Origin of the sequence: Agriterribacter sp., assembly GCF_035497235.1 — a bacterium.
Taxonomy (GTDB): Bacteria; Bacteroidota; Bacteroidia; order Chitinophagales; family Chitinophagaceae; genus Agriterribacter.
This window is the reverse complement of the sequence record NZ_DATJEB010000032.1, coordinates 1-15,152: the sequence shown is the minus strand read 5'-3', so window position 1 is coordinate 15,152 and position 15,152 is coordinate 1. Positions and strand designations below refer to the sequence as shown.

At 40.4% G+C, this 15,152-nt stretch carries 12 protein-coding genes; 4 read left to right on the top strand and 8 right to left on the bottom strand.

All coding sequences use genetic code 11. The features are described 5' to 3' along the window. Positions 1 to 10: 10 nt before the first annotated feature. From VL121_RS08910 to VL121_RS08895, 4 genes are all read right to left on the bottom strand, one after another. Entirely contained in the window at positions 11 to 3,280 is a 3,270-nt protein-coding gene (locus tag VL121_RS08910) for a TonB-dependent receptor (RefSeq protein WP_325404338.1), read from the bottom strand. A 219-nt stretch (positions 3,281 to 3,499) separates the two neighbouring features. Then, positions 3,500 to 4,693 (bottom strand): FecR family protein, encoded by a 1,194-nt coding sequence (locus VL121_RS08905; RefSeq protein WP_325404336.1) that lies wholly within the window; start codon positions 4,691 to 4,693, stop codon positions 3,500 to 3,502. 98 nt (positions 4,694 to 4,791) lie between these two features. After that, entirely contained in the window at positions 4,792 to 5,385 is a 594-nt protein-coding gene (locus VL121_RS08900; RefSeq protein WP_325404334.1) for an RNA polymerase sigma factor, read from the bottom strand. 251 nt (positions 5,386 to 5,636) lie between these two features. Beyond that, the gene (locus tag VL121_RS08895) at positions 5,637 to 7,976 is read right to left on the bottom strand and encodes a glycosyl hydrolase family 95 catalytic domain-containing protein (protein WP_325404332.1); all 2,340 of its coding nucleotides are present in this window, start codon (positions 7,974 to 7,976) and stop codon (positions 5,637 to 5,639) included. Between the two features lie 72 nt (positions 7,977 to 8,048). Here VL121_RS08895 and VL121_RS08890 point away from each other — a divergent pair, with 72 nt between their 5' ends. Both VL121_RS08890 and VL121_RS21675 read left to right on the top strand, forming a co-directional pair. Further along, the gene (locus tag VL121_RS08890; RefSeq protein WP_325404330.1) at positions 8,049 to 8,750 is read left to right on the top strand and encodes a nucleotidyl transferase AbiEii/AbiGii toxin family protein; all 702 of its coding nucleotides are present in this window, start codon (positions 8,049 to 8,051) and stop codon (positions 8,748 to 8,750) included. A gap of 98 nt (positions 8,751 to 8,848) precedes the next feature. Further along, on the top strand, positions 8,849 to 9,232 hold the full coding sequence (locus VL121_RS21675; protein WP_414635408.1) for a hypothetical protein: 384 nt from the start codon (positions 8,849 to 8,851) through the stop codon (positions 9,230 to 9,232). 735 nt (positions 9,233 to 9,967) lie between these two features. On the opposite strand, the gene VL121_RS08880 is transcribed toward VL121_RS21675, so the two are convergent. Both VL121_RS08880 and VL121_RS08875 read right to left on the bottom strand, forming a co-directional pair. Then, the gene (locus VL121_RS08880; protein ID WP_325404326.1) at positions 9,968 to 11,065 is read right to left on the bottom strand and encodes a baeRF3 domain-containing protein; all 1,098 of its coding nucleotides are present in this window, start codon (positions 11,063 to 11,065) and stop codon (positions 9,968 to 9,970) included. A gap of 346 nt (positions 11,066 to 11,411) precedes the next feature. Beyond that, positions 11,412 to 12,272, bottom strand: a complete 861-nt coding sequence (locus tag VL121_RS08875) for a universal stress protein (protein ID WP_325404324.1) — start codon at positions 12,270 to 12,272, stop codon at positions 11,412 to 11,414. A 416-nt stretch (positions 12,273 to 12,688) separates the two neighbouring features. Here VL121_RS08875 and VL121_RS08870 point away from each other — a divergent pair, with 416 nt between their 5' ends. Next, complete coding sequence (locus VL121_RS08870; protein ID WP_325404322.1) at positions 12,689 to 13,135, top strand: Hsp20/alpha crystallin family protein; 447 nt, start codon at positions 12,689 to 12,691, stop codon at positions 13,133 to 13,135. A gap of 240 nt (positions 13,136 to 13,375) precedes the next feature. Then, on the top strand, positions 13,376 to 13,777 hold the full coding sequence (locus VL121_RS08865; protein ID WP_325404320.1) for a hypothetical protein: 402 nt from the start codon (positions 13,376 to 13,378) through the stop codon (positions 13,775 to 13,777). Positions 13,778 to 13,846: 69 nt separating this feature from the next. Here the strand turns inward: VL121_RS08865 and VL121_RS08860 are convergent, their stop codons facing one another. Continuing rightward, the gene (locus VL121_RS08860; protein WP_325404318.1) at positions 13,847 to 14,863 is read right to left on the bottom strand and encodes a hypothetical protein; all 1,017 of its coding nucleotides are present in this window, start codon (positions 14,861 to 14,863) and stop codon (positions 13,847 to 13,849) included. Further along, positions 14,841 to 15,152, bottom strand: a 312-nt coding sequence (locus tag VL121_RS08855; RefSeq protein ID WP_414635407.1) for a P-loop nucleotide/nucleoside kinase family protein, incomplete at its 5' end; no start/stop codon positions are given. The genes VL121_RS08855 and VL121_RS08860, both read right to left, overlap by 23 nt.

Sequence of the window (15,152 nt, the reverse complement as noted above, 5' to 3'; positions counted from 1 at the left end):
TGTTATAATATTAAAAAGATACGGTGATGCCTGCCAGAATAGCCCTTTGAATGGGGAACCCGCCCCAGTCGTTTCCTCTGCTAAGCGGGTTGCCGCCATTGCCAAGATCGGGGTTAAAGCCACTGTATTTTGTGCTGGTAAACAGGTTCTCTGCAGAAACATAAATTCTTGCACGTTCAATGCCTAACCTGCTTTTAGTAAAATCGGGCGATAACTGGTAGCCGATCTCTATACGTTTTAACCGGAAATAGGAACCGTTTTCGAGCCACCTGTCGCTATTCTGCCTTGCATTCAGGTTGGGGTCTGCCAAAATAAAACGGGGATAATCAGAACTGGTGTTAGTAGGAGACCAGGCGTTTAAAGCATCGCTGGAAAAGTTAGTGTATTCATTCATTTTCTCCATCCAATAACGTGGACCGTTGTATATTTTGTTGCCAAATACACCCTGCAATAATATGTTGATGTCAAAGTTTCTCCAGGAAGCATTACCGCTAAGCCCTGTTTCAAAAGTAGGAATGGGTGAGCCAACATATTGCTGATCATTGTTGTCAATTATGCCATCATGATTATAGTCTTCAAATTTAAGATCGCCTGGCGCTGCGTTCGGTTGTATTTTCTGCCCGTTAGGTCCAACGTAGTCATCAACCTCTTTTTGTGTTTTGAAAGTACCTTCGTTTTTAACCAGGAAAAAGCTGCCCAAAGGGTGGCCCACAATACCTCTTTGTAAGTCTCCAAATTGCTGGTTACCGCTACCAATGGTTACTGCCACCATCTTATTCTTCATAGCGGCCATATTCCATCCGATAGTATAAGACCAGTCGTTCTTCCTGTCGCCATAAGTTAAGCTTAACTCAATACCGCTGTTGTCAATATTACCCGCATTTACCGGAGGCGCAGCATTGATCCCCGTACTTAAAGGAATAGGCACGCTTAATAATACGCCTTCAGACCGTTTTTTAAACCAGTCAAAAACAATACCCAGCCTGTTACTGAACAGGTTGGCGTCAAAGCCAATATTTGTTGTATTTGATTTTTCCCAGGTAAGATTTTTAGGAGATTGCGCCCCGCTTGGTATGCTGCCAATAACCATTCCTCCATCGGTAAGGAAATTTAAGTTAGTTCTTAGGAGTGCCATGGTTGTATATAAAGAGATACGATCATTTCCAAGTGTGCCTATACCCCCACGGATCTTAAATAAGTCAATGATGTTTGCCAGGGAGGATTGCCTGAAAAATGCTTCATTACTCAGATCCCATGCGGCAGAAACCCCGTAAAACAATCCTTTGTTATAAGCAGGGTCAAATATGGATGAGGCATCCTGACGAAGCGATGCATAAAGAGAATACCGGCTGTCGTAAGAATAAGTAACTCTTCCAAACTGCGATGTCCTTGAGCTGGACTGGGTTGATCCGGAAGGCTTATCCGATGAAGTGGCCGCCGATATTCCATATAAGCCCAAAGCCGGGTAATATGCGGTAACGCCAAAGCTACCCGAACTGTCTCTTTGCGCGGAATAGCCCGCCATTGCTGAAAAATGGTGTTTCCCGATAGTTTTATCATAGCTAAGAATATTTTCTACCAGCCATTGAGTACCCAGGGAAGAGCCCATACTATTAATAGGATCCTTAACGGTTGTACTGCCGTCTGCGTAAGGATGCAAATAGCTATTGGAATAGCCCCGCTGGCTGGAATAGCCAACATTTAACCTGTACTTTAACTGATCAATAAGCCTCACTTCAGCAAATGCGTCCAAAATAACACCTGCACTATTATTGTAATTACGGGTCGCGTCCAGGAAGGCCACAATATTGGTTAGGTTCTTTAATTCAGCCGGGCGCTTTCCCCAACCGCCATTGGTATTCGTTGGATCGTAAACCGGCACTGTGGGAGAAGCTACTAATGATGTGATAATAGTACTATGTGTTTGGTCGGCGCTGCCCCCCGCATAAGCTCTGCCGCCGGTTTTATTATAAATAAATGTTTCCCCGATCTTTACCCTGCCTTTTTCATATACAGACTTTATCCGGAAATTGGCATTTGTGTTGTCCGAGTGAATAACCGCCCCTTCCTGCTTCAAATAACTTCCCGACAGGCTGTACAAAAAGTTTTCGGAACCGCCGGTTAAATCAATATTCGCTTTATAGCTTGGCGCAGAACGAAAAATTTCATCCTGCCAGTTAGTATTTACGCCGGTAACAGGCTGCATGGCTCCGCCATTATCATTAAACATATTAGTAAGCTGCTCACTGTTCAGCACAGACATTTTTTTGGGAATACTGTTTTGCCCGTATACAGCGTTAAACTGTATTTTAGGAGATGTATTTCTTCGCCCTGTTTTAGTTGTTACCATAATCACCCCCCCGGCGGCTCTTGCCCCATAAATATTTGCCGCCGATGCATCTTTAAGAATATCAATACTCTGGATGTCGGAAGGATTGAGCCCGTCTAAACTTCCGAAAGGAATACCATCTATTACCACCAATGGGTTATTGTTGCCCAGGGTGCTGGATCCCCTGATGGTAATGGACAACCCGGAACCGGGAGCCCCACCATTCGATTCTACCGATACCCCGGCAATACGGCCCTGTAGCGCGGAGCTCAGGCTATTAGCCGCATCTGTACTTAACTCACCTATTTTTACAGAAGCAACTGCTCCTGATACTTCTTTTCGCTTCTGCGTACCATACCCTACCACTACAATTTCCTCCGAACTTAACCCAGCCAGTTTGAGTGTTACGTTTACTACCGTTTTTTTATTGGATACGGGCACTTCAACTGTTTCATATCCTACATAGGAAATAACCAGTACGCCCCCGGCATCGGGAATTTCAAGTGAAAAATTACCCAATGCATCGGTAGTGGTACCCCTGTCTGTACCTTTTAGTTTCACCGATGTCCCGGATAATGGTTTCCCGGTTTCTTCAGTTACCCTGCCGTCTATTTTAACCGGAGGCGGAAGATTATCCGGGAACTGGAACATTACGGCAGCTTTTGGTTTAACAACCACGGTTTTTTCCATAATAACATAACTCAGTGGCTGGTTCCAAAAGCAGGCATTCAATGCTTCAGACAATCCAACATCTTTTACTCTAATCGTTACAGGCACACATCCCTGCAACATTTCATCCGTGTACAAAAATTCGTACCCGGTTTGTTTTTTGATTTCTTTAAACATTTTTTCAAGATGCACCCCTCTTTTTGAAAGCGTTACCTTCTGTGAGTATCCCGTAGCGCTTACACTGAGGCAGGCCAAAAGCAACATGGCAAGAATCAGTTTCATAATTCGCAAGGTTTTGGTCAAATACCTCCTTTCTACAACAGGAGGAACATAGTCAATCGTTAAATACATAACTTTGTGCTGTTCCGGTTACCCCGGAACTGGTTTTGGGTTTAATAAAAGCAGTCTTTAGCCAGATCTGTTTGTATGATTAAGTAATCCAAACTACTCGCAGGACTCCGCCCACCGGGGTCCTGTTTTTTTGGATGCTCCTTAATTTTTTCAGGGCATTACTATTATTCGCCTTCCTTCTATTCTGAAATGAACGGCACCGGTTGTTTCAAGCATTTTAAATACGCTGGAAACGTCCACATCCTTTGCAATACCTCCGCGAAAATGTTGCGCTTTGGGTTTACCTTCATAAGCCACTTCTACATCGTACCACCTGCTCACCTGGCGCATTACATCTTCAATACCGGCGCCTGCAAATTGAAAATAGCCATTCTTCCAGGCCATTACCTCTTCCAAATCAACATCATCAGCCATTTTTATATCCGATGAAACCCTTGCCTGTTCTCCGGGCTTCAATACTTTGCTTTCACTGTTTTTAACAATACGCACAGATCCTTCCAGCAACGTAATTTTTATATCCGGTTCATCGCTGTAACTATTAATATTAAAATGCGTTCCCAATACTTCTGTTGCCACATTGTTATGAGTTACAATAAACTTCCTGGCCGGATCTTTTGCTACTTCAAAATAAGCCTCACCCGTTAACTCCACTTTCCGTTCATTATCATAAAAGGCAACGGGATAACGCAATGATGATGCAGAGTTTAGCCAAATCCTGCTTCCGTCAGACAAAGTAATATTTATTACCTTGCCGCCTCTTGGTACAGTTAGTGTATTGTACTGCATTTCTCCCCCCGGCTTACCATTGTATACAATTTGCTCGGCGCCTGCTTTTTTGATTTGAATATTTCCCTGCATGGCTATTGCCCCTGCATTTACACTATCTAAAACAATGCGTTGTCCATTGGCAAGAAGTATTGTTGCATGGGTTCCTGCCGGAGGATTAATATCCTTTATTATTTCAGCCTGAGCTACTTTAACATCAGGGATATTGTTACCCGGTTGTAAATAACTGTACATACCTATGGCTATAATTACAATGGCTGCGGCCGACCAAATCCACTTTTTATAGGAAGATTGCCGGGGCTGCATTTCCACAATAGTTGAAACGTTTTTTTGATACATCAGGATTTCATCATAAATTTTTTGGGAGCGAACAGCAGGTAACCGGTATGCTTTTGCTTCAGGCTCACCTCGCAGCTTTTCAATATACTGCTCAATTAAGTTTTTAATTGCAGGTTCATTCTCGTGAACAAGAACAAGTTGCATTAATTCTTCCGCTTCGGAAGGGGTGCAATTGTTACTCAGATAACGTTCTAATAAAAGCTGTAACCTTATATTCATTATAGTAATGGCTTAACAATAGTAAAGGAAGAAGCCAGTTCTTCCTTTACTATTGACACCTGACTGAATGAAGAGGGGTAGTTGGTTTAAATATTTTTTTACTTTTCTGAGGACAACAATAATAACAGTAAAAGAAACCAGGATAGCAGGGTTGTATTCCTGAAGTAAAAAATACGTTTAAGTGTTCGGGAAGCTTCCATAACATGCTTCTTCACCGTTTCTTTGGAAATGTTCATCAGGCGGGCAATTTCTTCGTGCTTTTTGCCTTCGATACGGCTTAGTTCAAATGCCTTTTTTTGTTGTGGCGGAAGCTTTTCTATGGCTTTGGTCAGCAAATTGCGGGATTCATTCAATAAAACATTGTCTAATGTATAATTGTGATGCTCAACCTGGGTAGCAGCAGCTTTACGGATAAACACTTCTTCATTGGCCAGCTTACGAAACCTGTTATAAATATGGTTACGGAGAATAACAGTTAAATATGCACTGAAGCTATCAATTACAGAGAGTTTTTCTTTGTGCATCCATATTTTAAGAAACACTTCCTGTAACACATCTTCAGCAATGCTTTGAGATTTAAAGAATTTAAAGGAAATATAATACACCTGGTCTTTGTATTTCTCATACAATTGCCGAAATGCAATTTCATTTCCCTCCGAAACCTGGCAAAGGATTTGTTTCTCTGTCATCATACATAAGCAATGTTACCCGGCTTCATTAAACAGCCATCTTTGACAAAAGTAATTTTTAAATACAAACATTGTTTCTTTTTGATTTATTCTGATACAAAACCCGCCGGCTCAAATCTCCCGTTTACCAAAGTTAAGCAACAGCGCATCAATAGCGCCAATACCAACTTCCGGCTTATCTACGGCGGCAAGCAACCCCTGTACGAATAACCTAATGACAACATGCATAAGCCTGTGGTTTCCTTTAATTGTTATTATAAACTTGTTATTAACAACTCCTCTCCTGCTACTGTTTGCAGTTGAATGCGCTCACCGCTTCGTCTTTCTGTTTTTCGCATATTGCTTTTCACCAGCACCTGCTTTTGTGGCCACGGATTTTGAAAGTTGCAGATGCGGCCCTTCTCACTCAGGATTTTCACAAACCGCACTTCCCTGTTTTGCAAAGCAGCGGAAACTAAAAAAGCGCCTTCGCATCTGACAGATGAAAAAGAAGCATCCTGCGTTTTGGGCCATACTTCAAATACACGCAATACATTTTGATTGGACATGCACAGCATTTCATTAATGGTATTAGGTACCGTGCTGCAATTTTCAATTCCATGCGGATTGTTCAGCTGGAAGCCGTTGGAGTAGGTATGCAAACTGTATTCATGCAATTTTGCTAAGATCGTATCCGGATTATAACCAACACGAACCGCTGCGGGAAAGAAACTGTTCGATCCGTTAAAATCTTTCCAACGCTGCATTTCAGCAATTGTGTTGCGGGCGATCTGCAAAAGGCTGCTGTCGCTACACAGCCCAATTTGCCCTGCCGGGTAAATATGCTGTATGCCCAATGTATTATCGTTCCACCATGCAGTGCCTTCTTCACTATACCTGAACACTTTTTTTTTTCCATTTCTTATTTGTACAGGAAAAGCAGCTATCTTTTCTTTTTTCTCCTTCCAGTCGCTTCGCAGTTCCTGGTCAACACCAAGCAATATACTCATATCAATAGCAGTTTGTAAAACCATTGGCACAAGCCCTAACGAAAGAATAGCATTCTTTGTTCCGATAGTGCCTTCATGTATGGCATCGTTCTCAATCACATAACGATTACCTTCCTTTTTCAGATAGTGCTGCCAGAAAACAGCAACAGCTCTCATATAAGGATATATACGTTTCGCAAACACAGCGTCATATGTCCGGTAAAACTGCATAGAGAAATTAACCGCACAATAAGCCGCATTGCTTTTTTGCCCGAAGAACAAACCTTCATCTTCAACTTCACCACTTTTAATATATCCGCTTCCGTGTTGAATCATCAACTCATTTTTACGGGTGCTTTCAATACCCAACGGACCAATACCAACAGGATATAAAACGGCGCCCGGTATTTGTGTAACCTTTTTTGCATAATAAGCTCCCCGCTGCATAAATGCAAGAAGCGGCGCTTCATAAGGCAGTGCCTGCTGCAAATGATTGGATGAATACAATGCATAAAAAGGCGCGCTGTAATTATAATTGAGGTGGTAGTCACCATTCCAGGCCGGTATTTCTTTTGTAACCCAACTGCCAAAGATGCCCGGCGGAAAACGGGGGTCACGGCTGCACGAAGCCATATTGTATTGCGACTTATAATACTGATGCTCAATAACACTATCGGCAACATCTATATAGCTTTCGTTCCAGAAACGATGCCACCATTGCAAGTGCTGTTGTTTGGTTTTTTCAATTTCGTTTACAGTTGCCTGTTGAACCTGTTGCTGAACAAACGATAAACCATTGCCTGATTTAAAATTGCCTGACACGGCACATATGATCCGAATTGTTTGACCAGGCGCAACAGAAAATTGATTTGACGGATGATTTAAGATTTTACATGCGGCTGCTGCCATTGTTGAAATATCAACATCTTTTATAAAGCCACGTTGCATCCACTGAAGGCCATTTTTATTTTGCCCGCTGGCAGTTGTATCAGGAAATTTATTTTCAAGCGGAGGGTTGATATGAAACTGATCGTTACCCGGTAATAGTAACGTTGCACTACCAGCAACAGTTGAGCGGCCATTGTTATGCACTTCAATGATTAACCAGTCTTTTGTTGCAGCCATTATGGAACGAATGCCGACTGAAGTATCACCTTTGCTGAAGGAGGCAATAGTAACAGCATTGTATATATCCTGTTCAATACGGTACGAAGCCGCTTTCAATGCAGGTATGCTAATTTGCAGCTTGCCCAGCACAGCGGGAAAAGATTCATTAAGTCCTGATTTTAAACGCCAGAAATCATTTCTTGCCAGGTAATAATTTTGCTGCTCAGGCGGGCCGGCTATGGTTGCTGCCACATATCCATTTCCAAGTAAAGGCGCATCAGCAGCAACAGTTGCGGGTACCTGGCCCGATGGCTTAACAAATACATTCCGGTACGGGCTGATTATTTGTCTGGCAGATTTCAACTGAGCCTCAACTGTACTTGCCTGTATAAACAAAAAATATACTATCCCTGCTATCTTATACTTACAAAAAACATTTTTAAATAATGAACAGAACAATAAGTTTGAAATTACCCTGCCGGGGAAACGCTTTATTCTTACCTGCATATAGATAAACATATAACGGAAATTAACAATTCTGCTGTTACAACGCTCTTTATTGCAAATAAAAAAGGGAATCCTCAATTTATTATGAACGTATTTAAAGATAAAGCCCCTTTTGAAAAAGCAGGGTTGATAAAGAACATCAACCCTGCTTTTGTTGAGAAAGATTGGTATGCGGTACAGATATTAAACAAAGTTTACGAATTTTCTTATCCCGGTTTTGAGATTATATTTTCGGGTGGAACGGCTTTATCCAAAGCTCATAATATCATTCAGAGATTTACAGAAGATGTTGATTTCAGGGTACAATCCAATCTGCTTGAAAAAAAAAGCAAAAGCCAACAGAAGAAGATATTATCCGATTTTAAGAATGCAGTTATTGCCCATTTAAGAACAGGGTTTGATATTGCGGATGATAAAATTGTCGCAAGGGACAGCAACCATTTTTTTTCCGTTGAATTGGATTATCCTGCTTTATTTCCACAGCCCGATGTCCTACGTCCACACCTGTTAATTGAATTTAGGTTGAGCAATTTGTTTTTGGACGCACAGGTATTTTCTGCTTCTTCTTTTATCAATAAATTATCCCGCAAAGCACCGGAAGTAGCGTATATAAGCTGCACCAATGCAATAGAAATAGCCATTGATAAATTTAGTGCCTTATTGTGGCGTATTCCTCAGCGGGAAGAAGATATTAAAAACAACACAGAGAATCCCGATGACAGAAATATCGTAAGGCATTTGCACGGCTTAGTGCCCGGCTGGCATCAGGCAGTAACCGGCAGGTAACCACTACCCATTACGACAAGAAGCCCGCATGGCTTGCAGGTTCATTATACAGCTTCGGTTTGTTGTAAAAACAATTTATCTATTCCGAATGGGCAGGTGTGGCTTTTACTAACTCCCCGAGATGCCTTCTTAATAAGAAAAAGCATATCAGTGAAAACAACGCTATATTAGACGCTAAGGCCGCGTTATGCTGTTGCTCCTGGTATCCGGTAAAAACTGTCAGGAACATAATAGTAATACTCATCAATAGCATAAACGTTAGTAATGAAGACACCAGCAGGAAAGCGATCCGGCGACCCTGTAATAATAGTACAGCTACTATTATAAAAGATGGCAACACAACAGAGATATCAAGCACATGCACGGGGTTCGTGAATAATGCCGTTTTATCCAAAGAGCCGGGTCGGCCTCCGGCTATAATTGCCGGCACTATTTCAAAAAGCCACAACAGTATAAACAGGCAACCCACCATAATAAAGTAAACTGCAATTATTTTTGATGAAAACGTTGGGCGAAACAGTATGGGAGAGTTGAGTAGAAGCAGGCGGCTGAAATACCAGAGCAAGGAATATACAGATATCCCTAAGATGCCGCAATACAATAAAAACAAACTGTTGAAATGGACGCTAAAGGCGTAAATGATAAAGGTATACAACAGGTACAAATGAAATCCACCCCAAATATAAAAAGCTTTTGCCTTGTTCCGGAGCACACACACCGTACATATGACCAGTGCAGGCACAACCAATATACCGTCTATGAGGTCTTGCCCGATGGCCTGAATTTGCCAGTTGCGGGATTCCAGCTTATACACTGAGGGCTGGAGCATGCTCAGTATTACAGCCGTAAGAATCATTGCCGCCTGCAGAAAAGATAACGACAAAAAGAGATTGTCCTGTTTGGTGCGTAAGGCGTTTGTGTTACTATACATACTTTTGTATTTTCTAAGTTAAAAGAACCGCGATAATAATTGACAGAATAACCGGGCCCCGAAAACCAGAACCTGTTCCGGGCAGTAGTACAATACTTACCGGGAAGAGGATAGCGCCTGAACCAACAATGTGAAATACCGGCCGGAGCCTGCGTGCTTATTGCAATCCACGTCTGGCATATAGCAATGGTAACCACCATTTACGTTGATATGAGCTGCAAGCCAGCCTTTGATAAATGCTTTATACCACAAACTCCGCGTTATGTTTATGTATAACAATAGGGTACTAATAATGTTTAATCAGCACGGCGCCCCCATATTCGGGAAGCATTCCATCTTCTACAAATTCCACGTCCCCACTATTCAGTAATATTTTTTCGATTATATCATCAATGGCATCATGTATATTTGAAAACTTACTGTACGGGTGAGGAGGGAGCGGAATGATTCGAAGCTCATTTTGTCTTTCAGCGCTAACAAAATAATTCTTTTCTACAATTAAAAGCTTCCCTTTACCGCACATAGCCTCTTTCCAGATTTCCGCTGGTCCCACCACCAGTTTATGTTTATCTGCGGCATCATTAATTTTGTGTAACAGGTCTGTTTGTTTTACCTTTTCCCAATTGTGAATCAGGGGTTCCAATAGTTTCTCCAGTTCGTTCACAGAGAATTCATGATAGCTGCCTGTCAGGTATTCTATCACATGGGCTTTATGATGGGTGATTTTTTTAAAATGTCCCAGCACCCTTTCCGGACCAATAACGAAGAGTGGTAATTTATAAGCATCCATGATTATCCGGAGTGAGGCATCGGTATGCCGAAGGAATTTTTCCATGATGATTTTTTTACGCTCCGAAATATCGCTGAAGTTCGATACACGTTCCGGAAGATCGTTTCTGTATATATATGCGGGCTTCAACGGCGGTGATACAATAAGTGTCAACCTGTTGTTTTCACCAAGATAAATCTTCCCGTTTGTTCCGCTCAGTAGCAAAACAAGGTAGTTTTTCATCAGTTTTTTGTTATACAGCAGATCCCTGATCTCAAATGTTTCATCTACTACAATCTTATGCTCCATCTCGATATCGAGGTATAAAATCTTTTCAAAAACAGGTGATACATAAATGGCGATGCTTTTTTTATAGATATTATAATTGATGTTGCTTACAAGTGTATGCAACTTATGCATAATGAGCTTCGCAACTTCAGATGGGTAATCCCGCAGCAGTTGCCGCTCTACCTGGTCAATCGATGCTTTGATAACGTGAGAAAGCATTGTTTTTGAGGTCATAACGGGTTTAAATGGCAGGAATATGGAAACGGCGGGGCGATAATGCGCTGTTTCTATCAGTTCTTGTATCTGAGGTTGCAATACTGGGTTCATAAAAAATGATTTAGAGATCGAAGCTACTCTCAATCATTTGCGCAGCGGTTGATGGCTGTCACAGGTATTGTTGATTGTCCTCACTGTTTTCGCTACAGAACAGTGTCTGTAGGGTAATAGGCTTTATCCATTATTTTGGCTGCCTTTCAACATCTTTAGGTAAAGCAGATAATATTACAATTATATCCGGACTGGTGGATACTGTAACAACGCCCACGCTGTTAAATTAAATATTGTACACTATCAACGGCAAAGCAAAATGTGTTTTCAGCAGGGAAGACGAAAAGTTGGTTGGCACTAATATCCGTTTTATGTATTTTTTTATAATTTAAGATCACTGTAATAATCAAAATATATTTTCCTGCTTTCCCGGAATAACCAGCAAAGGGATTTTCGTGTGATAGCTCATACGTTTAGTTTTACTGGGATTGAAAATTCTGTCTCCAAATCCACGTTGATACGTTACCATTGCCAGTATGTCAATTTCCCTGTCGTCAATATGCTTCTGCAAAGTCTCCTCAAACTCTTTTCCATAAAGATGAGTAGCCGTCAATGTTTCTTCCTTATACTGCGCTTTCAGCATTTTTTCATACTGCGGCGTTTTACGGGTATGCTCCAGAAAGATGGCTGCTTTATCATCGTCTTCATCTGTCATCACAGCCACATGCACCTGCGCCATATACAGGTCTGCCATTTCAAATAAAAAATCAAGAATAGCCGGTTCCGTTTCAAAATGGTTGGTGGATAGTAATATATTTTCCGGCTTTTTCCAGGTATAAAAAAACGGAATAACCATTACGGGAACTTTTGTTTTACCAATTAGAGCCGCAGTTTTACTGCCCCACAGCTTTTCCTTAATTGCACCTGCACCTAAAGTACCCATTACCACCAAATCAATGTTCAGCTCTTCTGTTGCCTGAAGAACAGCATCCACTACAGAGGTTACTGCCACATGCGTGTTTACTGTTACTTCTTCTGTTTCTTCAATAGCCTTTTTGAGTTCTGCTAATTTGTTGCGTGCATCATTGAGCAGAGCCTGATTAAATTCTTTGTTTACCCCCATATAATCGGAATAAACACTTCCTTTTTGTTCAAATATATGGAGCAGGGTAATTCCTACTGGAAATAGTTTAGCTGACCGAACAGCAAAATCAATTGCATTGTTAGCACAGGTTGAGAAATCGGTTGGTACTAATATTTGTTTCATATAAATAAAATTTACTATTACGATTTATTGTATTATTAAATCTTTTCAGGCAATACTTTCAGCCGTTCCTATTCTTTTAGCATAAGATGGTGCAGCATCAACCATTTATACTGCTAAACTTTATATTTTATTTCCATCATCAAGGTATCGGCCATACTGGTTATAACCCAGTGACCTGGTTCATTTCGATAGAATAGTCAAAACTACCGGTGAAATATAGTATAATACATGACCGATATCATTGGACAGGCTAATGTAAATAATCGCTTATTTCTTTATGCGGTGTTCAAAATTGATACATCAGAAACCACTGATCTCTCTCATTGTTTTTGTTGATTATCGGTACCTGTTTCGGAAAAGAGCTGGTATATTTTTGCTGCATAAACAATATTTCTTAACATCAAAAGCAAATAATCATGAATACGCGAACATTGGCAAAAAGAACCGAAAGAATGCCATCCTTTTTCGAAGACTTTTTTAACAAACCCCTGCTGGATTTATTTGACGGAGGCTTTCCATCAAGAACGATGAATGTGCCCGCCGTGAATATTACCGACAGAAAAGATGATTACCTGGTATCTATGGCTGCGCCGGGATTAAAAAAGGAAGATTTCAAAATTGATGTGGAAGGCAATATGCTTACCATTAGCAGCGAAAAGGAAGAAGAGAAGGAAGAAAAAGAAGAAAAATACACCCGCCAGGAATACAGTTATTCCTCTTTTGAACGCAGCTTCACCCTGCCTGATGAAGTAAACAAAGACAAAATTGACGCACATTACCAGGATGGCGTTTTAAAACTTGTTTTACCTAAAAAGGAAGAGGCTAAAAAAATGGCGATCAGCAAACAAATTGCCGTTAAATGACCCTAAAGATTGGTATGGCAGTTAAGTGCCCCGCCCCGTAGAAATGGCGGGGCTTTTAATAAATAGCCAGACTTCATTCCGGATGAATGATTGTTCAGTGAGTACCTTATTAAAGGCATTTGTTTTAGGGTGTTATTATTAAATAATAAAGGATTGATTATTGTCATGGTAATTGCTGATGAAAATCGCTGCTTCCCCTTTCTTTCGCTACTAACTTTATCTAAGGTAAAAATAAACCTTTTGAAAAATAATAGGGGTATTCCGGAAAAAAATGTAAGGCAATTTCAAACTGAAATTGAAACCTGGAAGCAGTCGCTTAACTCCAGGATGGAAGAAAATGTTTTGCTGAAAAACAGGCTTTCGGACATCCTTAAAAGCAACTATGACCAAAATTCGCTTGAAGAAATAGAGGATTTTCAAACCCAATTCATTAAAGAAGATGAGTTAATTAATTTATTAAGAAGGGATGTAAATGATTTGGATAATTTACTGTACAGCAAAATGTTTGAAAATGGGAAAATAGATAAATTATTTGACACTAAAATGGAAAATCTGGGTAAAGATATTGCCAGTTCTGTAATAAGGTTTCACATCTTACAATCAGCCTTTGACGATTTTCAGCATAAAATACTTAGCAGTTGAAACATTGATTTATTGTCAAAATCATTCTATGATTTTCTGCAAAAACATTTCATCAACGCCTATTTCTGCTTATGCCTTTCCTAATTCTTTCATATAGCTTTCCATCAGGTAAAGATATTTTTTTACGGCAGTCAATGATCTGGTTCTTTCCTCATCCGTTGTTGCACTTTTTGCCCGCAAGGCGTTTACTTTTGCCCGTATATTGGCGCGATAGCTTTTGTAATAAATAAAAAGTTCACGTCTGCCTGCCGTTTTCATCGCAGGGAAGAAATGATTATAATATTCAAGAAACAAGGCTGACAAATCCTTCCGGTCAAATGCATCCAGATCCATACAAAGAAAAGCCACTTCGTTTAATACATCAATTTTCCGGAAATCGTCATTGAATTCAATGCAATCAAACGGCACCGGATCCGGCAATAAGAATATATTCCTTGAATGTAAATCGCCATGGCAATCCCTGTAGAATCCATCTCTTAATCTTTTCGCTATCAATGCTTTATTCTTGTTCAAAAATGCATTGGAAAATTCAACAGCCCGACCTATGATGGTGCTGAATGAACTACCCAATTGTTCGGACAAATATTCTTTTTCACCTTCCAGGTCATTGAATTTTTCCCGGATATTCAATAAGTTTTTTTGATAAATAATAGTTGTCTTATTATGAAAGAAAGCAATTTTCTCTGCCAGTTTTTTTATATCAGGTTCCGTTACAACATGCTGAATCAACAACTTATCCATTCGTTTTTTTGTATCCAGTCTGTACATTTTTACGGCATAATCTATTATGGCTCCTTTGTTCCCGCCTATAATAATTTTATTCCGCCATTTGTTTACAGGCAACACTTCAATATACACATTCTGGGTAAGCCTTTTATTTAACTCTATTTCCCTGTTGCAATAATACAGGCGAAGCGCCAGCGTGGAAAAATCAACAAAGGAATAGTGTACCGGCTTTTTAATTTTATACACGAACCGGTCGCATAATATCACCCAGGATATATGTGTTTCCATTAGTTCCCGCTTGCCGGTTTCTTCCGGAAATTTTCCATTTAATAACAAACTATTGATTTGTTCTTTTGTCATTTCTTATTTTCAAATATGCAGAAGCCTTCCGTAACATCTCATCTATATCGTCATCCGTTGACTTTAATATCAGGTGAGGCGCATCTAATGGTTCATTTTGCTGGCTGATGATTTTGTACACTTCAAAATCTGCATCGCTGTATGGCCGGGGCCTTTTTAATCGTTCCCTGATTGTATTTTCATCAGCCTGTATTTCAATAAAGGAAATCCCGCCCTTATCTTTCATTTCTTCAACAAAGGTTTTCCTTGTATTCTCTTTATGAAAAGTGGCATCCAGTACTACATTTTT

What these genes read in the sequence shown, in the direction of transcription:
- VL121_RS08910 (WP_325404338.1), bottom strand. Translation starts at nt 3,280, where the DNA reads ATGAAACTGATTCTTGCCATGTTGCTTTTGGCCTGCCTCAGTGTAAGC.
- VL121_RS08905 (WP_325404336.1), bottom strand. Translation starts at nt 4,693, where the DNA reads ATGAATATAAGGTTACAGCTTTTATTAGAACGTTATCTGAGTAACAAT.
- VL121_RS08900 (WP_325404334.1), bottom strand. Translation starts at nt 5,385, where the DNA reads ATGATGACAGAGAAACAAATCCTTTGCCAGGTTTCGGAGGGAAATGAA.
- VL121_RS08895 (WP_325404332.1), bottom strand. Translation starts at nt 7,976, where the DNA reads ATGTTTATCTATATGCAGGTAAGAATAAAGCGTTTCCCCGGCAGGGTA.
- VL121_RS08890 (WP_325404330.1), top strand. Translation starts at nt 8,049, where the DNA reads ATGAACGTATTTAAAGATAAAGCCCCTTTTGAAAAAGCAGGGTTGATA.
- VL121_RS08880 (WP_325404326.1), bottom strand. Translation starts at nt 11,065, where the DNA reads ATGAACCCAGTATTGCAACCTCAGATACAAGAACTGATAGAAACAGCG.
- VL121_RS08875 (WP_325404324.1), bottom strand. Translation starts at nt 12,272, where the DNA reads ATGAAACAAATATTAGTACCAACCGATTTCTCAACCTGTGCTAACAAT.
- VL121_RS08870 (WP_325404322.1), top strand. Translation starts at nt 12,689, where the DNA reads ATGAATACGCGAACATTGGCAAAAAGAACCGAAAGAATGCCATCCTTT.
- VL121_RS08860 (WP_325404318.1), bottom strand. Translation starts at nt 14,863, where the DNA reads ATGACAAAAGAACAAATCAATAGTTTGTTATTAAATGGAAAATTTCCG.